This is a genomic window from Stenotrophomonas oahuensis (assembly GCF_031834595.1).
GTDB lineage: Bacteria > Pseudomonadota > Gammaproteobacteria > Xanthomonadales > Xanthomonadaceae > Stenotrophomonas > Stenotrophomonas oahuensis.
On record NZ_CP115542.1, the window covers coordinates 33,371 to 53,277 of the forward strand.

General features: G+C 61.4%; 25 protein-coding genes. 23 read left to right on the forward strand and 2 right to left on the reverse strand.

Going from position 1 to position 19,907, the window contains the following annotated elements; genetic code table 11:
- Positions 1–3 precede the first annotated feature (3 nt).
- From PDM29_RS20825 to PDM29_RS20860, 8 genes are all read left to right on the forward strand, one after another.
- Positions 4–804: a hypothetical protein gene (locus tag PDM29_RS20825; RefSeq protein ID WP_311193871.1), complete on the forward strand. Its 801-nt coding sequence runs from the start codon at positions 4–6 to the stop codon at positions 802–804.
- 2 nt (positions 805–806) lie between these two features.
- On the forward strand, positions 807–2,669 hold the full coding sequence (locus PDM29_RS20830; RefSeq protein WP_311193872.1) for a GspE/PulE family protein: 1,863 nt from the start codon (positions 807–809) through the stop codon (positions 2,667–2,669).
- Between the two features lie 8 nt (positions 2,670–2,677).
- Entirely contained in the window at positions 2,678–3,736 is a 1,059-nt protein-coding gene (locus tag PDM29_RS20835) for a type II secretion system F family protein (RefSeq protein WP_311193873.1), read from the forward strand.
- Positions 3,737–3,977: 241 nt separating this feature from the next.
- Entirely contained in the window at positions 3,978–5,168 is a 1,191-nt protein-coding gene (locus PDM29_RS20840) for a hypothetical protein (protein WP_311193874.1), read from the forward strand.
- Complete coding sequence (locus PDM29_RS20845; RefSeq protein WP_311193875.1) at positions 5,165–5,704, forward strand: hypothetical protein; 540 nt, start codon at positions 5,165–5,167, stop codon at positions 5,702–5,704. Before PDM29_RS20840 ends, PDM29_RS20845 begins: the two co-directional genes overlap by 4 nt.
- Positions 5,701–6,216, forward strand: coding sequence for a hypothetical protein (locus PDM29_RS20850; RefSeq protein WP_311193876.1), 516 nt, complete (start codon positions 5,701–5,703; stop codon positions 6,214–6,216). The genes PDM29_RS20845 and PDM29_RS20850 overlap by 4 nt, the downstream gene beginning before the upstream one ends.
- A complete protein-coding gene (locus PDM29_RS20855; protein ID WP_311193877.1) occupies positions 6,213–6,776 on the forward strand; it encodes a hypothetical protein in 564 nt (187 codons plus the stop codon). The genes PDM29_RS20850 and PDM29_RS20855 overlap by 4 nt, the downstream gene beginning before the upstream one ends.
- Positions 6,769–8,046 (forward strand): hypothetical protein, encoded by a 1,278-nt coding sequence (locus PDM29_RS20860; RefSeq protein ID WP_311193878.1) that lies wholly within the window; start codon positions 6,769–6,771, stop codon positions 8,044–8,046. The genes PDM29_RS20855 and PDM29_RS20860 overlap by 8 nt, the downstream gene beginning before the upstream one ends.
- Here PDM29_RS20860 and PDM29_RS20865 read toward each other — a convergent pair.
- Positions 8,043–8,633 (reverse strand): hypothetical protein, encoded by a 591-nt coding sequence (locus PDM29_RS20865; protein WP_311193879.1) that lies wholly within the window; start codon positions 8,631–8,633, stop codon positions 8,043–8,045. The genes PDM29_RS20860 and PDM29_RS20865 overlap by 4 nt on opposite strands.
- Positions 8,634–8,832: 199 nt before the next feature.
- On the opposite strand from PDM29_RS20865, the gene PDM29_RS20870 reads away from it, so the two are divergent.
- From PDM29_RS20870 to PDM29_RS20925, 12 genes are all read left to right on the forward strand, one after another.
- Positions 8,833–9,426, forward strand: a complete 594-nt coding sequence (locus PDM29_RS20870; protein ID WP_311193880.1) for a hypothetical protein — start codon at positions 8,833–8,835, stop codon at positions 9,424–9,426.
- 201 nt (positions 9,427–9,627) lie between these two features.
- A complete protein-coding gene (locus tag PDM29_RS20875) occupies positions 9,628–9,861 on the forward strand; it encodes a hypothetical protein (RefSeq protein ID WP_311193881.1) in 234 nt (77 codons plus the stop codon).
- A gap of 19 nt (positions 9,862–9,880) precedes the next feature.
- The gene (locus PDM29_RS20880) at positions 9,881–10,231 is read left to right on the forward strand and encodes a hypothetical protein (RefSeq protein WP_311193882.1); all 351 of its coding nucleotides are present in this window, start codon (positions 9,881–9,883) and stop codon (positions 10,229–10,231) included.
- A gap of 64 nt (positions 10,232–10,295) precedes the next feature.
- A complete protein-coding gene (locus PDM29_RS20885) occupies positions 10,296–10,661 on the forward strand; it encodes a hypothetical protein (protein ID WP_311193883.1) in 366 nt (121 codons plus the stop codon).
- Positions 10,662–10,720: 59 nt separating this feature from the next.
- A complete protein-coding gene (locus PDM29_RS20890; RefSeq protein WP_311193884.1) occupies positions 10,721–11,170 on the forward strand; it encodes a hypothetical protein in 450 nt (149 codons plus the stop codon).
- A gap of 106 nt (positions 11,171–11,276) precedes the next feature.
- Positions 11,277–11,531 carry a hypothetical protein gene (locus PDM29_RS20895; protein WP_311193885.1) on the forward strand — a complete coding sequence of 85 codons (255 nt, stop codon included), beginning with the start codon at positions 11,277–11,279 and terminating at the stop codon, positions 11,529–11,531.
- Positions 11,532–11,575: 44 nt separating this feature from the next.
- Positions 11,576–11,833 (forward strand): hypothetical protein, encoded by a 258-nt coding sequence (locus tag PDM29_RS20900; RefSeq protein ID WP_311193886.1) that lies wholly within the window; start codon positions 11,576–11,578, stop codon positions 11,831–11,833.
- Positions 11,834–11,923: 90 nt separating this feature from the next.
- Complete coding sequence (locus tag PDM29_RS20905) at positions 11,924–12,304, forward strand: H-NS histone family protein (protein WP_311193887.1); 381 nt, start codon at positions 11,924–11,926, stop codon at positions 12,302–12,304.
- A 54-nt stretch (positions 12,305–12,358) separates the two neighbouring features.
- Positions 12,359–13,636, forward strand: a complete 1,278-nt coding sequence (locus PDM29_RS20910) for a DUF1173 domain-containing protein (RefSeq protein WP_311193888.1) — start codon at positions 12,359–12,361, stop codon at positions 13,634–13,636.
- A gap of 254 nt (positions 13,637–13,890) precedes the next feature.
- Complete coding sequence (locus PDM29_RS20915; RefSeq protein ID WP_311193889.1) at positions 13,891–14,424, forward strand: HNH endonuclease; 534 nt, start codon at positions 13,891–13,893, stop codon at positions 14,422–14,424.
- A complete protein-coding gene (locus tag PDM29_RS20920) occupies positions 14,417–14,788 on the forward strand; it encodes a hypothetical protein (RefSeq protein ID WP_311193890.1) in 372 nt (123 codons plus the stop codon). The genes PDM29_RS20915 and PDM29_RS20920 overlap by 8 nt, the downstream gene beginning before the upstream one ends.
- Positions 14,781–15,035 carry a hypothetical protein gene (locus PDM29_RS20925; protein ID WP_311193891.1) on the forward strand — a complete coding sequence of 85 codons (255 nt, stop codon included), beginning with the start codon at positions 14,781–14,783 and terminating at the stop codon, positions 15,033–15,035. Before PDM29_RS20920 ends, PDM29_RS20925 begins: the two co-directional genes overlap by 8 nt.
- Before the next feature lie 202 nt (positions 15,036–15,237).
- Here the strand turns inward: PDM29_RS20925 and PDM29_RS20930 are convergent, their stop codons facing one another.
- Positions 15,238–15,705 carry a GntR family transcriptional regulator gene (locus tag PDM29_RS20930; protein WP_311193892.1) on the reverse strand — a complete coding sequence of 156 codons (468 nt, stop codon included), beginning with the start codon at positions 15,703–15,705 and terminating at the stop codon, positions 15,238–15,240.
- Between the two features lie 1,083 nt (positions 15,706–16,788).
- On the opposite strand from PDM29_RS20930, the gene PDM29_RS20935 reads away from it, so the two are divergent.
- From PDM29_RS20935 to PDM29_RS20945, 3 genes are all read left to right on the forward strand, one after another.
- Positions 16,789–17,151, forward strand: coding sequence for a hypothetical protein (locus tag PDM29_RS20935; RefSeq protein WP_311193893.1), 363 nt, complete (start codon positions 16,789–16,791; stop codon positions 17,149–17,151).
- 273 nt (positions 17,152–17,424) lie between these two features.
- Positions 17,425–19,431 carry a ParB/RepB/Spo0J family partition protein gene (locus PDM29_RS20940; RefSeq protein WP_311193894.1) on the forward strand — a complete coding sequence of 669 codons (2,007 nt, stop codon included), beginning with the start codon at positions 17,425–17,427 and terminating at the stop codon, positions 19,429–19,431.
- 69 nt (positions 19,432–19,500) lie between these two features.
- Complete coding sequence (locus PDM29_RS20945) at positions 19,501–19,881, forward strand: hypothetical protein (RefSeq protein ID WP_311193895.1); 381 nt, start codon at positions 19,501–19,503, stop codon at positions 19,879–19,881.
- Positions 19,882–19,907: the final 26 nt, after the last annotated feature.

Consider the following 19,907-nt stretch of genomic DNA (forward strand, 5'->3'; position numbering starts at 1 on the left):
CCTATGTACGCTGCATTCGTCACTGCGGTGTTCGCAATGATGGCCACCGTGATGATAAATGTGGCGATCAAGTACGACAGCCGAACGGAAACCATGCGCGAAGGCCGCATCCGGGCCGAACAGGCCCGGATCGCGGAGGGGATAATTGCCTTCACGGATGAGCGGGGTAGGCCTCCGTCGTCGCTTGATGAGCTAGTCGCTACGGTGGGCTTCGAGCAACTACGGTCCTCCCGGAATGAGTGGCAGAAATACCAAATGAGCGGTCTGCTCAATGATGGTACGTGGCGCTTCGAGCGCGCTGCCAGCTGGACTGCAATCCGCAAGGACGGAGCAGTCGGGTATGCCAGTGAGAACAGTTGTGGATCGGGCGGTCTAAGCGACGCGGCCAGTTGGTGCGGCTCCCCAGGGAGCGTCTGGCACCGCGTCGAGACGCGGGAGCGATTCTCCGATGAAATCGCCCAGGAGAAGTACCGTCAGCGGCGAACCCTGCAGCTGCTGGCCGATTACTGGACCACGCGTCAGGCGTTTCCCCGAACCGGCGTAGGCGGCCAGACGCTCGCCACGGGGCAGCTATTGCCGCTGCCAGTCCTCGTTGGCTACAGCGGTACAGCAGCCACGTGCACAGGCGTCTACACCTGGATGGGTCTGCCTTTTGACTGTGCCGCGCTCTTTGACGTTTGGGGCAATCCTGTTGGGTACCAGTTCCAGAATGACCGTTACGTGCTGCTCGCCTCCGAAGCTCCGTTCTCAACGGCAGACGGCCAGCGCGTGATTGTTGCTAGCCCCCTAAATATTCAAGGTTGAACATGAAAGACACCGATGTGGTAGCCAGCTGGGGCTGGCAGAATCCTCCTTCCTTCGTTGTTGCTCAGGCCGGCCAGGTCGTGGATGTCTCCGGAGACGGCCGGCGTGCCATCGAGGCGCTTGGGCTTCTGGACGCTCCGGCCCGAGAGAAGCTGGGAACGGCGTGCCCGCGCGGGGAAGACTTTGTTGACTACGCACTGCATGAAGCCCCTAAACTCCTGGCGAGTGCAGAGCAGATCCGCGCATTGGTTGGCGGCGTGCCCTTTTACGACAGCCTTTCACTACTGGACCGCCATCCATGCATGGACAAGCCTACGGTCCTGCGTGAGTGCAAGCAGAAAGACTGCGTGGTGATGCTGATCGAAGGCAAGCGCCCGGTAGTCGTATTCGCTTCGTATCAGTCCATGATGCATTTCAAAATGGCTGGCCGCACCGCTCGCGCCACGGACGCGATCGAGCTGGGAATTGCCGATGAGGCCCGCCTTGTCGCAGTAGGCGGCCGCGACGAGATTTCAGCCGTGCTCGGTGACAACACTGCTGGCGCTGAGATAAGCGCCGTGGAAGTCGACCGGGTGTGGGATTCACGCTCAGGCGAGACCAAGGAACACGCTGAGCAGCTGGAGCTCGCGCGTCTGCTGGACCATGCGATGACGGCGCGGGCCACGGACATTTCAATCATCCCTAAGCGGGATGGCAACTATCGTGTGTTCGTGCGGCGGTTTGGCAACCTGATGAAGCCTCGAACCACGCACACCTGGGATGCGGCTCAGGCGCAGCAGATCATCACTACGCTGGAAGCCAAATCCGGCGCAAACCCGTCGAACTCGACATATCGAGAGCCTCGGGATGGTGCGCTGTCATATCGATCGTCGTCCGGCGAGGTCTTCCTGCGTTTGAGCTTTATTCCCCTCAATCAACGCGGTGACACTACCCGGCGCAAGAGCGTAAGTATCCGCCTGTTGCCGACTGATGAGGATGCGATCGACTTGGCGGCGTTGAAGCTTCCCGAGCAGGTAGTGGCTGCTGTGAGGAACTGCGTCCAGATGCCTAGCGGCTTCGGACTGGTTGTCGGTCCGATGAACTCCGGCAAATCCACGACTTTGGCTGCGGCCCTTGGCATGCATGTGGAGTATTTCGGGACGACAAAGAAGCGGGTCAGTGTCGAAGACCCGGTTGAACGCTTTATCCCAGACGTGATTCAGGTCGAAGTGCCTCCCGTCATGCAGGGCTCACGTGGCGTCGTGATCGATGATAACGAGCGTTTCAACGTGATTCTTAAAGGCAGCAAGCGACATGATATCAACGTCTACTGCGCCGGCGAGGTTCGTGACGCGGAAACCGCGAAGTTCTGCGTCAGCGTTGCAAGCTCCGGGCACTTGGCGTTCTCTACCCTGCATGCGAAGAACTCGATCTTGGCGTTCGACATTCTTGCCAAGATGGTGCCGGAGGACATGCGATTCCAGCTGGGTGAGTCCCTGAATGTCATCATCAGCCAGCGGCTGGTTGCGGCTCTGTGCCCGACATGCAAGATCAAGTCGAAGCCCACTGCCGAAGAAAAGAAGTCCTGGCAGCTTTACATGGATATGGAGGGCGAGAAGCTTCCGTTGCCTGCGACCATCTACCGCGCAGGCCCAGGCTGCGACGCGTGCGAAGGGCAGGGTTTCATTGGCTATCGGTCAGTGTGTGAGGTCCTTCCATTCACGCGGTCGGTGCGAGACGCAGCCGCAGGCATCTTGGAGGGTGGTGCTAGCGCGAAAGCCGCACGTGACGTTATGGCGAGCCACCGCACCCTGACGCTCGCCGCATCCGCAGCCTCCTACCTGAAATCGGGCGATATCGATTTTCGCTCCGCGGTTCACCTCTGAGGCCCGCCATGCAGCAGATCATGTCACTCAAAGAACAGCAGTCTTCGGCTGCTGCCCTACGTTCGCAGCTGGCTGCTGGCGTTCCCATCGCCGAGGCCGTAGAACGTCTCGCCGAGCTGCAGCCGGAGTTCGAGGCTTTTTGGCTTGGGGCGGCCAAGGATGTTGGAAATGGCCGCACGCTGTCCGCAGTGTTGATGCCGATCTGGCCAACGGGGGCGATCAGCGCCGTTCGCGCTGGCGAAGAGAGCGGGCGGCTTGTTCGCGTCTTGGAGAACCTCTCGCAGTCGATTCAGATTCAGCGCGAAATCAATTCTGAAATCAAGAAGATTGGTTACCCCCTCGCGGTCCTGGCTGGTGCAACGGTGGTGTTCGTTACGATCCTGCTCACGCTGGTACCAAGCCTGACCGTGCAGCTGCAGCACGCCGTTGGCAACTACGGCGATGTGAAGGGCATTGCGGGCCTTGGATTGAGCATTCGGCTCCTTCTCGTGGAGCATTGGGTCTCGGCGGTCATCGGCGCTGCGGCTGGGGTTGCCGGCTTGGCCCACTGGATCAGGCAGCCCGCCACCCTCCGCGAACTTGCGCGCATCGTGGTCGACCTCCCTGTATTGGGTCCGGCCCTCTACCAGCTCTGCTTCGGGCTATGGGCGCGTTACCTGGCGATGGGCGTCGCGTCCGGGCTATCTACTATTGACGCGCTGCGCGCGACCACGGACGTTCTGCCAGAGCCGATGCGCGCCGGCGTGCGTGGCCTTATCCAGGATCTCGCAGTACGCCACCTGCCTATGGACAAGGCGACCAACGCCAAGGAACTTCCGGAGGCCGATCCCAGACGTAAATGGCCTTTCTACGTTCGACGTGCCTTCGCGGTCGCGGCCCAAAGCGGTGAGCTTGATGTTGAGCTGGAGCGAATCGCACCGGAGCTGATCGCTACGGGAAAGGAGGAAGTGCAGGCTGCTGTCAAGTACGGGTACTACGTCGCCATGGCTGTATCAGCAGCGATGCTGGCCAGTGCGATGGTTTTGATCTACGTCCCGATGATGGACGTCTTTGAGCGAGTCAACTGAGGTCACCATGGATAACAAACTGACGCGACTGTTCAAGCGCCGCAAGCCGGCCAACCGGATCTGGCTGGACGATGAGCTCCCTGCCGGGCCTGGGGCAGTTATCGAGGGCTCTCAGCAGACTGTTGCGCCGTCAGGACCTGGGCACGCGGAAACCGCTCTAGAAGTCGCAGGGGAGGGCGCAAGCCGTTCGTCCGCCGGTAGGGCCTCTCGGCTGGCCGGACGGCTTGCACGGACCCGACACATGGGCAAGCAAGAGGCCGGCGACAAGCAGCCGTCGCCCGCCACCTACAGCGTCATCGTGGCACCAGCTCACTTGGGTGCAGCAGTCGGACGGAAGGTGTTGGTGTGTGGTCATGGACTTTTTGCCTCTCTGGACAAGTCCGCGCCCAAACCGACCGAGGGATTCATTGACCAGCCTTCCCGCCGTGCAGGCCCGGTGCTGACTGGCTTCAAGAAGGGGGAGACAGCCGCAAGGTTGTTCATCGCGATCGATGAGCGACTGGTCCATCAGCCCAAGGTGCGCTACGCGCTTGCTCTGGACTATTACCTGCGATGGGGCATGGCTCACTCAAAAGCACCCTTGGTGCTGCTGGGTGGAGCTGAATCTGAGGGTACCACCTACATCGACGTGATGGTGTTCAGTAATGGTACTTTGCGCGATCTGTTCGAGCACGAGCTGCCGGCGCACGACCATCGCGACTTCGTAATCTCACTCAAAGTTCTGCTGCGCAAGATTGCCGACGACTGCCCGGGGGCGCGAATTGTTGCAGCCGCGCCGCTGCCTGACTGGCGGAACGACGACGTGGAGTACATCGGCGACGCGCCCTTGAAGGCACTTTCGTTCCGCCCCCTCGGTGCTTCCAAGGCAGGAGCGCCCGGTGTGAAAGCGAGCGCTGCAGTTGCCATTGCTGGCCTCCTCGCCTATGGCGTCCAGGTTGGATACGGCTGGAAGAGTTACAGCGATGCGGGTGCCGGATACAAAGCCGAAGTAGCAGACCCCGTTCTGAGCGATGCAGGCGGCATCAACAACGCTCGACTGGAGCTGCTGCAGCGGCGTGAGTTCTACATGCAGGAGATCCGTCCTCAAGAGGCCTTGGCAAAGAAGTCCCGCCAAATAGTCTCAGGCATCGCCACACTGCCGGGGGTTCGTATCAACTCCATCACCTTTGGCAGCAGCAATGCTGGGACTTTGAATTCGGCGGCTGCTGTTGATGCTTCCGGCGCGCCGATAGCGCAGCCCGTAGAGCCGAACGTCACCATGGAACTGCTCGTTCAACAGTCGGCTGACTCCGCCCTCACTGACGCAGAAAGCCTCATGACTGCCATCAGTGCCCGTACCGGAATGCGTTTGCGCCTGCAGAAGGCGCAGGGTTGGTCTACCGACGAGACCACCGGCATTCGTAAGCTTCGTATTGAGGGATTCACGCAATGAACAAAACCTTGTTTGCCGCGATCCTAGCCGCCGGCATCTTCTCTTACTCCGGATACCTGGGAATGACTGTCTTTATGGAAAAGGCCGCTCAACAGCAGGCCGAGACCGAGGTGGTGCAGCGTTGGAAGAACAGTTACCAAGCGCTGGGGAAGAGTAGGGCTGCGTGGGAGCGCCGGTACCCGAGCCTTGCCAAGTACAACGACCTCCTGGCCCTGTTCCGGGGGCTCTCGCTTGCGCGCTACGGTCTATCCGCAGATCCCGATCAGCTGTCGGTCCTCAAAGTCGAGCATGTCCAACACAACGGAATGAACGTGGGGCTCACCCGCGTCTGCGTCGGTTCATCGGGCGCGGCAGCAAATGCAGGACTGCAGGTGACCGCTTCGGGTTACTCGGCGCTGCTTGATGGCGTGAGCAATCTTGCTGCACGCAAGGATATCGAAATGAGCGCGATCACGGTTTCGAGCGATGCCTCGGGTGCACCCCAGGCAACGATTGGTGATTTCTGCATGCTTCTGCGTAATGGAGGCCAGGCATGAAGCTCCTGCAGTCCTCGGTGATACAAATGGCACTGGCCGGCGGCGGACTGGCCTTGATTTGGTCGGGTTTGGATACCGTGACCGAGAACATCAAAGCGCTACCGGTGCTGCAGGTAGAACACGTCGCAGATCAGGGTGCCGAAGCCGCGGTACCGGAAATCTTCCCTGTCTGGGTTGCTCCGCGCGCAGCGGCAGTCACCAGCTCAGCCGATGGGTTGGTGGATTCCGCCTTTTCAGCGGTACCGGCTCCGGCTGAGGAGCAGGCACCGGCAGAGCCACTCTACGGCGAAGCGCTAGCTGCGTCTGCCAGGGTGCAGGGTACATCTGGCAATGGGGCTTTTATCAACGAGCGGTTCTATGCCGCTGGTGACGAAATCGCCGCCCTCGCCGTGCCCTCGGCCGACGGGGTGACGCTCGTGCCCCGGCTTGTGTCCGCCGGGCGCGACCAGGTCGTCATGTTGATCGCTGGCCAGCAGGTGGTTGTCAGGAAGGGGGACGCCGGATGGCAATGACCTTGGCAGACTTACGGTTTGATCATCCGCGCGTATTTTGGACGGGTTCTCTCTTGCTTGCCGGCGGACTGGCCTTCGGAGCATTCCTGGTAGTGCCAACCAACCCTTTCTTCGAGGCTATCGGGATCAATGGAGCGCAACGCCAGTTGATCGCTGCCAAGAACGCCGCCTATTGGTACACCAGGGCGATGATCCACGCGTCCGCTGAGGAGCTGCACTTTGAGAGGCGCTTTGGCAGCGTGGTCCGCTATGACGGTGCACTGATCGCCATGCTTCCCGAAGGCGACTCATTCAGGGAGCGTCGGCTGCAGTTCGCGGACGTGGTGATTCTGTCTCCGGCTGACGCGGACAGCGCGGTACGCGCCATGCGCTACAAGAATGCTCGCTTTGAAATCTATGAAGACTCGAAATCCGTTGTGTGGATTGATGGAAAGCCGCTGAACATTAGCCTTATTGAGTCAGGTGCGGCGAAGCCTGATCCAGATCCCCCAACAAATATTGTCGACCTCGCATTCGCGTCCTACTACTGGAACCAAGTCAGCGGAGAGAACCATGAATAAACCCTCGATCGCGGCCGTGCTCCTGCTCGCTGCGGCAACAGCTGCTGCGCAGCAGCTGCCGAGCAAAACCTACGATGGTGCGGTGCTGGTTGACCGGCGGGCGCAGCAGCAGCCGTCTGAGCGCGCTGGGGCGGCTCCCCCGCTTGTGGTCGTGAGCGGCTCCAGAACCGACCCCACAATGTGGAACCCGGTTGACGCCGGAGCTGTCGTCATCAAAGGCGTGAACAGCGGTGCAGCACAGTCTGTAGTGGTGAACCCGGGGGCGCTAAGCAGGAACATTTCTGCAGCCGGTCAGCCGGCCACGATCGTGCGCACAGGCGCTAACAAGCGGATTGTGAAGTACACCGGAGCCTGCCCTGCCTTTCACAGTGGCTCGATCACCTGGGATCAAGAGGAGATCCGGACGGTTAATGACCCCAACTGGAAGGCGATTGGCCCGCAGATGAACCTGGTGAATACCTGCACCCCCATCGAGGAGTTCAGGTGGGTCGCCGAGTCCCAGGCGTGCCCTGCGTATTACAACGGGCAGATCACCTGGCAAGCCGAGGAACGTCGGGTTGGCGGCGGCGCGTGGGGTAGGACGGGGAGGACCCAGAATCGTGTAGACGCCTGCACACCGATAGTCGAAACGCGGTGGGTCGGGGCTTCTCAGGGCTGCCCAGCCTACTATTCAGGCAGCATCACCTGGCTCGCCGAAGAGCAGCGAGTGGGTGGTGGCAGCTGGAACCCAACTGGTCGAACGCAAAATCGAGTCGACAGCTGCACCGGGATCGTAGAAACGCGCTGGGTGGGTGCATCGGTTGCTTGTCCGGCCGGGTACACGGGAGCTAACACGTGGGAGGCCGAGGAACGCCGGACTGCGGGCGGCCCGTGGTATGGAACGGGGCAGACTCGAAATGCATCCAACACCTGTGCACCGGCCGCCAAGCCTTGCACCGCCGCCACGCGAACGGATCTGCGGACCTTTAGCAGCTTGAACCCGTATCCGTGGACAGAGCTCCGCGTCTGCGACGCGAGCAATCAGGGTCAGCGCGCCTTGTCCAATATCATTTCGTGCGGCGGTGCTGGCTGTGGCGGTGGTTCATTGTGGCGGGCGATGGTTTGCCAGGGCGCAGGGTGGACGATCGTCAGGGGTGTAGGCACGTCCCCATACAACGGCGTGTTCCCGGAGGATTACAGGGACTTGGAAGCGCAGATGCAGAACGATTACATCGAAAACGGTTGGGGCGGGTATACCAGCCGATCCCTGACGACCTACAAGTGTAATTAGTTGACCAGCCGAACCGCGTTCTCCCCCGCCTGGTGGAGGACGCGGTTCCGCTCAACGACGTAGCCATGGCCACTCAGAAGATCCTCAGCACTGACACCTGCAGGACCCCGCTTCTGGCGGCTGTTCAATGGCGTCAGCGCGCCCAAAAGCAGCTTGTCCTGGGCGTTGACCCTGTACTCGCCGACCGGATGGGAATGGATCGTCTGGCCCGAATGAACCATTCCGGCAGCTACTTTTCGAGAGTCGTTCACGCAAAGCGTATGGGCATGGTTGCTGCCCACGATCACGGAGAACTGTGCACCATCGCTCGCTATGACGCCGCAGGCCTCATAGCCTGTCTCGCGGCTGTATTCACGCAGGCGAGGGGCCACACGCAGCACGAAGGCGTCCAGGTTCTCTCCCGGCGCACTGAACTCCTCGAACAGGAAGTGATAGGGGAGCTTGCCGAGGCCTGGCACGGTGAGAAATCCGCTTTCCACCGGAGCCGATCCGCTACTTCCTTTCGTCTCGATGACCGGCGCTGCGGGCGCAATGAAGGGGAGGGCGGCTCCAACAAGTCCAGCAAAAAGCGCAGAGAGCAACTTCATGTCATGGTTCTCCAGGTAGGTGGCGTAAGGCCCATAGATAGGTTATCGGCACAGCACAAAGAAAACTTTGATGTATATCGCAGTATACACACACAGCGAATCGTGATAGTGTTTTTCTATCCGTAACCCGCGTCTGACAAAAGTTCTAGCTCGGCGTGCCGTTAATGACGTGCACCATCCCCTGTGCCCAGGAAGCACCATGTCGAATACAAGCGAAAGCGTGAAATTCATCTTGGTGGAGGTGTATGACCTCAGCCAGGAATATGCAGTAGACGAGGAGGGTGATTATTCTTGGTTGGTGACCGTCAGGATCGAAGGCGGAACCGTGGCGGACGTCTTAGACGGCGCACACTTTGATGAGCTTGCGCCGTCTGGCGTCAAGGTGGCCAGCCGCATCAAACTTCCCGATCACGTTGAGTTCTCGACGTTCTGTTCGAAGGATGCTGTCCGTCGTTTCTTTGGTGAGGCTCTCCCAAAGACGGAACATGAAATGCAGTTTGATCGCCTTTACAGAAGTGTGGATGTGTTGACCGTTGGTCAACTCAGGCAGGCGCTTGCGGGCCTGCCAGATGAAATGCCGGTGATTCACACGGCCGAAATGCTCGACAGCGGGCTCCGCACCAACCGCATAGGCTTAAGCGTCCAGAGCGGTGAGTGGGCGTACGACGAGCCAGGGAAGCCTTCCTATGACGATACGCGGTGGTGCCTGCGAGTTGCAGAGGTGTGGGACCACAGGTGGCATTCGCTTCCCACACCTACAAACGATGCAACACAGACAGCGGGCTTGCCTTAGTTACATCTGCAACTAATTTCGCATAATAAAGATTACGTTAAAAATCAAAGAGTTAGAGAGCCGGCGCAGCCATTTTCGTACGTTACTACATGTTGGAGATTTATCAACCATGCCTCCCCGCGTGTCTCCCAAGATGGCTTTGACGGCAATCCGTCGCCCTCCTGTTACGTGAGCATCACTTTCTAAACCCACGATCCGACCATGAAGAACACAACCAAACTCGCAATTGTTGCCCACTCACCGCAGTTGTTGTTCGCAACGGCGCTGATCGTGGGAGCGGTCTACGGCCTGGCCACCTTCACCCCGTCTCCGCCTGAGCTGCCCTATGTCACGTTCACGGACACGTTTGGCATTCCGATCTACGTCGTCGGCATTGCGTCAGGTGTGTTCTTCCTGTTGCGCGCCATCCGTGGAATTCGGGCCATGATTAAGTAGCTCTAGGAGGTCCAATCCAATGGTCGATGCCAAGGCATTTGCAGACTTGATTAGAGAGTTCCTCCACCAGTTCCCTGAGCGTGACAGAGTGGACTGGGCTGCAGCCTTTGAGGCGGGCCAGCAGCTCATTGAAATGGCCGATTCGCTCGATCCTTCGATTGAACCTAAGTTTCACTCATTCACGGCAGGCCAGGTCGTTCAGATGCTGTCGCTCTTTTCTCGAAAGGACGTGGAAATGCCACCTGCGGATCAGCCAGTAGTGGTTATTCGCCACGATCCACAAGGTGAGGCCGGCCCAGGGCTGTACGCCAGGCGCAACGACGAAGGCTTTGCCCTCCATCTTGATGGGGTGCCAGGACGGAGAAAATAGCGGTCTTATTGCCTCACACCGGCCCGCCGGGACCGCGGGATCAACCCACAGCTGGAGACGCACGATGGACGTAAAGAAGAAGCAGAAGCTCAATGATGCCGTTACAGCACGCATCGGCTTGGCCCAGAATCAGATCCTTGAGCTGCAGCATGCGCTGCAGCTGCGGGGTAAACCGGTTGACGATGGTTACGAGCTGGATGACGGCTGGCCGGTGGGCGTCACCCTCATTAAGCACGAGTTCCTCGAATGGTATGACGGTTTTCATTCTGCGGTGCATGCTCTCCAGGACGGCTACGACCAGTTCAAGTACGAGCACGCGCCGGACAAATGGTTGAACGAGCTGCTGGAGAACGTCGGTTTGCCTGCCCATGCACCTGATCGATGGGCCCCGGTTGCGCTGGCCATCCGCAATCGTAAGAAGCAGGGCTAGTCATGCCATCAGCCCGCCACTCGCCGGCCTTGCCCCGGCTATACCTACTGGCAGCCGCAATGATGGTCTCGCCTGCCGTGAGTGCCGGCAATGTGGTCAGCGATTCCCGCATCCAAGACGGACGTGTCCAGCTGATTCTCTCGAACACCACGCCCGAGGTGGTTATCACCCTGGAGCGTGTCGAGGTGCCAGCTGCCCTCGCCTACAAGCGGGGGACGGCGCGACCTGTGTCCGTCCGAACTGTGCCGGCTTCCGGCATCGTCGGCGAGCGCACGGTTATCGATCTTGGATCGGTGGAGGAGGTGTTCAATGGTGGCGGTCCGGCTTCGGAGACCGTCGCCACGCTTAAGAGCACCACTACGGCCGGCATGACGCTTTGCCTCAACAGGCACACTCCCGTGACAGTGCTGATGCGGCTGGGCCGTGCATCTATCAAGCTCACGCGCGCGGTGCCTACGACGTTCTGCCATGGTCGGACCGAAGACCAGCAGCAGGCTCCGCTGGGTTGAGGGTTCAGCCCACCAGCGCCATACTCATCGCGTCGCAAGAATGCGACGCGCATTTGCAATTTGCGGTTTCAGGCAAATCCCTTTGTTCGGTGTGGAGGTACATGTAATGGACAACCTTGTCGATCGGGCAATGCTTGCGTCCGGCTGGCTGGCCACTGTCGTGGGCGCTGCCCTACGGATCTTTGCCAAGGTAGGTGCGGTTCTATGCGTAGGCACCCTCCTCTACAAATGGCTTTTCAGCGACCAGTTCGACTTCCTCAGCCTCGCTCCTGTGGCCCTGTTGTCCCTGTGCGGCGCGGCATTCCTGATAGGCACTGCAGTCAAACATGTTGGATTGACGCTGGTCGGCAAGACGGAATAGTTCCAGCGGTTCTTTCACCGATTCCCTTCTAATTGGACACTTCTATGGATATTCAGAACGCCGTACCCCTTGCCCCCGCACAGGTCACCGCTCCGCAGGAGCTTTGGGATCAGCTGGCAGACAGTCTTGAAGCCAGGCTGTTGGCTCAACCGCAGGCACTCGCGCTGCACTTCTTGAAAACCGCCACGCCCGAACAGCTGGCCGAGGTTGCCGGTGATTCCCTCCCGTCGACGGACAACACCCGGGCGGGCGTGATTGCGCACCTTTCCGCCCGCATCGAGTGGAGCTCTGTGCGGTCGTAACAGCCGCGCTGCCGTCCAATCTCCCTTTTCCAGCTTGATTCATCGTTAAACGTTGAGGCTTTACGTATGAGCAAAATTGATCTTTCCCGCATGACCACCAAGGACCTGGGCAAGCTGATTCGCGACGCCAAGCGCCAGCAAGCCGTGGTCGCCAAGCGCAAGCCTGGCGCTGCAGTCCGCGCGAAACTCACCAAGCTGGCCAAGGCCGAGGGCTATTCGATTGCCGAACTGTTCGGGTCGGGCCTAGCGTCTGCTGCCAAGCGCCCAGCGTCCCGCAAGGTGAGCAAGAAGCGCCCGGCGGCCAAGGCCAAGGTCGCTCCCAAGTACCGTGACCCCAACAATGCGGATCTGACCTGGACCGGCCGAGGCCGGCAGCCGCGGTGGGTGGTCGACGCGATCGCCGGCGGTGCTGACCTCAACTCGCTGGCGGTTGGTCCTCACGCATCCGCTGACGCCGCCGTTGGCGGCTGACACCGGAACGGAAACCCAATACCTGCAGCTGCAGCTGCCCCGTAAGGAGCCATCGTGGCGAACCACTTCCTGATCGACAATCAGCCCTTCTCAACGTCCGACCGCGATGCACAGGCCCAGCTGGCTCGCGCGTACGCTACCAAGAAGCGGCCGGCTTGCCCCTGCACCAGGCCACCGGTACCGATGTATATCGCCAAGCTGGAAGGCCATTACATCGTCAAGCGCATGCCGAACACCGGGGCCAAGCATGCCCCGGTGTGCGACAGCTACGAGCCGCCGGCGGCCCTGTCCGGCTTGGGTGAGGTGTCCGGGGCAGCAATCCAGGAAGACACCGAGTCGGGCATCACCAACATCAAGCTCGATTTCGCGCTCACCAAGACCGGGGCGCGCCCCGCCCCGGCCGCAAGCGGCGCGGAGACGGCGTCCGTCCGCACCGATGGCAAGAAGCTCACCATTCGCGGCCTGCTCCACTATTTGTGGGATCAAGCTCAGTTCAATCGTTGGTCGCCCGCGATGGACGGTCGTCGCAGCTGGGCGACGATCCACAAATACCTCATCGGCGCAGCTAACAATAAAGCGGCAAAGGGCGAGAGCCTGGCCGAGTCCCTGTTTGTCCCTGAGCCCTACTCGCCTGACCGCCGAGCCGAGATTGATGGCCGCCGGCGGAAGATCCTCATGCCGCTGGTGCCATCCGGGAAAGCCCGCCGACTGATGCTGGTCGTCGGCGAAGTCAAGGAAATCGGTGCGGCCCGCTACGGCGGCAAGATCACCATCAAGCACATGCCAGGTACCGCCCTGCTCATCAACGAGGATCTGCACAAGAGGCTGGACAAGCGCTTCGCCTCCGAGCTTGGCTTGTGGGACACCCTGTCCGAGTCCGGCGTTCGGCTGATGCTGATTGGCACCATGGGACAGAACGACGGCGGCACCTATTCACTGCATGAAATTGCCCTGATGCTGGTCACTGCGCAGTGGCTCCCCTTCCAGACCAAGGACGAATACGACCTCATCGATGCCATGGTGCGCGCGAACCGCCGCTTCACCGTAGGGCTGCGCTACAACCTGCCTTCCGATCGGCCGCTCGCTACTGCAGTGTTGTCCGACACCACGCCAGCTGCAGTAGCCATGTACGCGCTGCCGATCCAAGCCGGCGCTACCTATTTCGAGCAGCTGGCCGAGCTGGTGGACGAGGCGCAGATGCCCGCGTGGTTCTGGCGTCAGGGCGAGGCGTTGCCGGCGTTGCCGGCAACGGAAAATTACGTATCGATGCCCGTGCCGAGCGAGGATGACATGGCCACCGAACACGCGGACGAAGCAGAAAGCGCGTCCTGAAATAGAAGAGTTTCGTTCACGATTACTGGTTCAAACTTCAACTGTCGCAGGTGCTGCGACTCCCTGTAGCAATCTTCGCCGGCGGCGGCCACCTTCCACTACTCCCTGAGCGGATGTGGCCACCGCCGGCATTTTTTTGCGCGTTATTTGGGTTGAAGGAATGAGCCTATGACTGCCCACACCGAGCGCCGGCGCTGCAGCAGCTCTCTGTCTGCAGCTTCGATACCGCCGCCCTATTCCGCAGGAGACTGCGTATGCGCCTGAACAAACATCAGCGCGAACTTGTTCGTATGCGGTATGACGGCCGCTGCGCCTACTGCGGCGAAATGCTCGGCGCACGATGGCACGCCGACCACTTGGTGTCGGTGGGACGGGAGTTCGTATTTGTCGCCGGGGGTACTCGTGCCACCGGCAAGCTATCGCGGCCGGAGAACGATCAGATCGACAATCTGATGCCGGCGTGCGTCCCATGCAATATCGATAAGCACTCAATGTCGCTGGAGGCTTGGAGGGCGAAATTGGCGCGCGCGTGCGACGTGTTGGCCAGCAACATCCCCACGTACCGCCACGCCGTGCGCTTTGGCCTGGTGCGGGAAACCAAGTCGCCCGTGATTTTCTACTTCGAGCGTCGCGCGGTTTCTAAAGAACGCATCGCATGCGAGCTCTGCGATCGCACCGCCGATGCCTTCGAGCTGGAAGCGGCTGCGGAATCGGGCTGGAGCTGCGGCCTGTCGGGATGGCTCTGCCCGGTGCACAGCCCCGGCAGGCACGGGACCGGCCATGGTTGAGCTGGAAACCATCAGTTACAGCACTGGAAGCCTGGTTCCCGGTCGGAAGCGCCTTGGCACGCTGCCCAAGGCCGAACTGCGCCTGTCGCGAGGAGAGGACGGTCACTGGATGTGGGGCGTGGCCTATCAGGCCGCAGGGGGCTTTGCGTTCGGGATGCCCCCCGATCCGGCCGCCGGGCGATTTGTCGGCGATCGCGCCGAAGCGTTGGCCAATGCCGTGGCGGACCTGCGTCACGGGCTGCAGCTGGCCCCCGAGCGACCGCCTGCCGCCCTCTCAGCGTGGTTGGACTCTCTTCTGACGCGGCCTCAGCCGTCTCAGCTCGAACTGTTTGCCCTGGACACCTTGGCGCACCCGAATGAATGATCTTTTCCCAGCGTTGGCCGCCCTGGAACAGGCGGCAAAGCAAACGAAGCCCCTGTCCGTTGAGCAGCGCCTGCAGCTTACCGAAATCAGGCAGCGACTCCAGGAGCTGACAGTCGCAGCGGGCAACAGCACCGCAGTTCTCGCCCAGGTAGTGGCCACCCAGCCGGCCGACTCTGCACTGCGCGGCGAAAGCCGCACCATTCGTCGCTTGCACCTGGCCGTCTCCAACATGGTGCGGACGGTATAGCTTGCTGGCCCGGCGGCGGCGTCCCGGCTCTTCGAGCTGATTTCGTCCGGAACGCCGCATGCGCGCTGCCGCGCGCCACTTCGACAGCGGTTTCCCCGCGCACTATCTGTCCACAGTTCGGCTCTGCCCAGGGCTCCGGCGATGAAGCAAAAGAGGCGGTCCCGCTATGCGGCACCGCCTCTTTCTTCATGCAACGCGGCTCTTAGATGGCTTCCGCCGTCTTTCCCGTGCCGTTCGCAACGCATGCGATCGGGGACTTCCTTGCCCGCGGTGCCTTCACGCGATCAATGACTCGCTCGGTTGCATTCTGAACCTCTTCAACCGTGTAGCCGAGTTTCCGCGACTTGGCGACGAACTGAGCCATGAGCGAATCGAGCTTTGCGATGCGCTCCGATTCGGCTGGCTCTTTTACCTCCAAGCTGACCATGTATTTCGGCAGATTTCCGCGCTCGTCGCTATCTACGATGATGCCCTCTTCCAAGAGCTGCTTATAGGCTCTCTGGACCGAATCTTTCGACTGCCCCCAATCGTCCGCCGCCTCACGCACTGATGGAAGACGATCGCCTGCCTTCAGTTGCCCCATAAATACCAGGTGTTTGATTTCATCTGCGATCTTACGAGGCTTATTCGGAGCGCTCCCCTGCGGCACTGCCAGCCTAAGTTTCTTCATTCGATGTTGGGTCGGTATAGGTGTGAAGTGACCCTTTCGGGCTGTCTCTGTTCAGGTTTGTAGTGTCGCTTTTCGCCTCACTTGTCGCAATGGCCTGGCGCTTCCGGCTCCATGGTAGGGCGCCTTTAGCTGCTCGCGAAGTATGAACCGTTAGGTCGTAATGGGACGTGATTGATGCCGGATGCCCCCTTCAACAACCAGGGTGGGCGGCGGACCGCATAGCGGCCGCACGGCCGTCGGTGCTCCGCATCGAGCCCGCCATACGGCGGTCTCGCCCCTTCGGGCCTAGTCCTCGCCTCTCCGTGCCGGTCACCGGCACTGCGCGCTCCGCTTGCCAACAGCTGGCACGGCCGCGCGTCCCTGCGCTCCACCCTCACCGCACCGCCCCGGGCCCAGGAGGGAAGCCGTCAGCGTGAATACCGCTGCCAAGCGCAGCGGCGACGTGGGCGTACATAGGCATGCCACCGGGACTGCGCGCCCCGGTCGACCTCGGGATCTGCCGGGCACCGGCGCTGCGCGCCGGCATTCCCTTCGCATGCCCCTCGATTGAACCGGTCAGGCTCGGCCTGCCCGGTGGTGGCCACCGACACGGTGTGCCGGCGGCCTGCAGGCGCGGTGGTGCTGCGCCTGCTGGGACCACGGCGAGGCGGCGCTATGCCGGTGCCTGCCGGCACCGGATCAATTTCGAGCGCGTGCGAGGGCACCGGCCGGCTGCTCGCCGCCCGGTGGTGACGCCTACCTCTCTCGCCGGCGTCCTGCAGGCGCTGCGCGCCTGCAGAAATCTCTCTCGATCACTCGCGATCGCGCGGGCGGAGCATGCCCCGCCCGCGCCTGGCAGCGGCATCCGCCGCTGCTGCCGGCGCTTCGCACCGTTGGACCGTTCGTCATGGCCAGTCGGCTCCCGCCGCTGTGGACGGTTCGCAGAGTCCGTCTGCCTGGCGGCCTATTTCCCTACCGCAACCGCTTCCGCCTGCACAGGACCGCTGGCGCTCTCCTCCTGTGCAGCCGGCCCCGGCCGCGGTACGGGGGCCTTACGGCACACGGGACTCAGCGAAGCAACCATCCACCAAGGGAGCAACTGCCATGACGAACAACGCAACCCCCCTCGATCACTCGCGCAAGCAGAAGCAACAGCGAAAGCCAAAGCCGGCTACAGGATCTAGCAAAGCAGCCATCGCAAAGCACAGCGACGAGCTGACTACCGGTTTTAAGGAAATCCCCAAGGGCTACGTCGTGCGCAACGGCCACGCTATCACCGCCAAGACGATCCGCGACGTAGGCCCGAGGGACATGGAAATCGTCCAGCACGCCATCGCCGCATTCGGCCACCTGTTGAAGCCCTATGCAGTTCAGACCCTCGCCGGGTTTGCCTCGCTGATCGAACTCAGCACGCCTCACCCGAAGGCGCGTGCCGTGGCCGACACCCTCCACCGCCTTTCGGCCTAAAGCCATGTGGAAAAGAGACTGGCGAAAGGCAGTTCTTAAAGACCTCAAACGCTGCGGATTCGGCCTAACCGACGACAACCGAATCATCCACAAAAGCGGCACCTACACCAACGTCGTCGTTACCCACAACAACAACATCAGCCGACTCCAAGCATGCAGCACAACGGGAACACCGCTTTGGACCGGCACGCGCATCAGCGCCTTTATTGAGGCCTTTTGGCCTGCATCACCGAATCACTGACACACCAAAAAACTACAGACAGGGAATCCAGCATGAGCACCGAAATCTTCAAGTCCTTCAAGATCGTTGACCTGACCGTCTCCCCGCACAACGTGCGCTTCAAGGTCACTCCGAAGCCGGAAGTCGTGGAAGCACTGGCCGACAACATCATTGCCGTGAACAGCGATGGCCGCCTTATCAACCCGCTGACCGTCTACGAGTCCGAAGGCAATGACGGCGGCATCGTCGCGGGCAAGACCCGCCTGCTGGCCCTGCAGCTGCTGGTGGAGGACGGCCGACTGCCGGAAGACGCAGAGACCCTGTGCGCCGTGGTCCACAGTGAAGCTCAGGCTGTGCTGGTCAGCCAGTCGGAGAACAACCAGCGCACCAATATGCATCCGCTGGACGAGTGCGACGGTTTCCAGAAGCTGATCGACAAGGGTATGAGCATCGAAGGCGTCGCCCTGGCATTCGGCCAGACCACCCGCTACATCGAGGGCCGTCTGCGTCTGAACAGCGCTGCGCCGGTGCTGCTGGATGGCTACCGCAAGCGCAATTTCCCGGCGCTGGAACAGCTGATGGCGCTGACCCTGACCGACGACCATGCACGTCAGGTAGCAGTTTGGGAAAGCTGCAACGCCAACGCTTACACCTGCAAGCCCAAGCAGCTGCGCGCTGAACTGACCGAGCCGGATGCCATCGATGCCAGCAGCGATCGCCGCATCACTCTCGTGTCGGTTGCAGACTATCAGGCCGCTGGTGGCGAGGTGCAGGCTTCGCTGCTGACCGACCACAGCTACCTGCTGAACCCGCGTCTGTTCGAGGAACTGGTGGAAGCCAAGCTGCGCGAACTGGCCGCCGACGTTCAGGCCGAAGGCTGGTCGTGGGTCGAAATTGAAACGCAGAACGTCTACGCGGCCGCTCAGAAGTACGCCACCACGCGCCCGGAGGACGTGGAAATGTCCGACGAAGAGCAGGCCCACCTGGACGAACTGGAACAGGCGAAGGACGAGGCAGAGACCGCCTATGAGAACGCTCCGGGAGGCTCCGACGAAGAGGACGCGGCGGACAATGCACGCGAAGCGGCGGTCGAGGCCCTGATTGCCTTCCGGGCCAAGTTCAAGACCTTCACCGCCGAGCAGAAGGCGTTCGGTGGGGCCATTGTTGGCCTGTCCAATGATGGTTCGCTCGATATCCGACGCGGGCTGGTCCGACGCGAAGAGCGCCGCGATCTGGACGCGGCCGCCGCCGCTGGCCGTCTCAGCAGCGCCCCGACTGGTGGCCGCGAGACCGGTGATGCGGGTCGTCCCAAGGAAGAAATGAGCCGTGCAATGGTGGATGATCTGCGCGGCCTGCGCATCATCGCCGTTCAGAACGCAGTGGCGAAGAATGCCCGGTTTGCCAAGGTGATGATGGCCCTGTGGGCGGTCGAAGAACTGACCGGCGATTCGTTCGACTACAGCGCGGATCGCCTGCCGACCGATTTGGGGATCACCAGCATGGGCCTGCGCGGGCGTTTGAGCCAGCTGGGTCCGGTGGTGCAGACCGCTCGTAATGAACAGGAAGAGGCGTTCACCGCCGTGGTTGCGGGCCTGCCGGAGACCGCCGCCGAGCGCTGGAATGCACTGGTGCAGATGACCGACGAACAGCTGGACTCCATCATCGCCCACGCTTTCGCTACCAGCCTGTGCCCGAGCGATAAGCACGAAGGAATCACCGCAATGCTGCTGGATGCAGTCGATTTTGATATGGCCGAGCATTTCGTGGCTACCCCGGAGAACTTCACGGCGCGTGCATCCAAGAAGCTTGTTGTCCAGGCGCTGGTCGAAGTCGAGAAGGCCGCCGATGCCCACGTGCTGCTGACGATGAAAAAAGACGGGCTGGCCGACGTGGCGGCACATCGCCTGACCGGTACGGGCTGGGTGCCGGAGTTGATCCGCACCCCGGCTCGCGAGCCGAAGCAGGTTGAGCCGAAGGCGGATGAAAAAACGCCTGCCAAGAAGGCCACGACCAAGAAGGCAGCCGCTCCGGCCAAGAAGGCTCCGGCCAAGAAGAAGTAATCGGGCGGCGGGGCGGCATGGCCGCCCCGCTCCACCCTGCCTACCTTCCTACTTCACAGGAACACCGCCATGACCTCTACTGCAACCACCAATAGCGTCCTGGACTTGGGTACCGCCGACAGCGGCCCCGTCGCGGCCGCCGAGGCCAGCGCAGCCCGGCACCCGCTCTCGCAGGTGCCGGGAACGATTGCCGCGTTCGCCGATGACCTGGAGCAGCTTGCCGCCGAGCTGGTGGCGATGGGACGACTGCACGACCCCGAGGAATTGCGTCAGCGCGCTGGCTGGGCCGCCGAAAGCGCCCAGCGAGCAGGCCTGACCCCGTTGTATTCCGAGCTGGCCGCACTCTCGCGCCTGCAGGACGCCGACGAGCTGCGCCGCCGCGCTGGCTGGGCCGCCGCCGAGGCCGATGAATTGCTTGGAATCTGCGGTTTGTCCGCTCCGCGCCGATAATATCCCTGTACGCCAGAGAACACCGC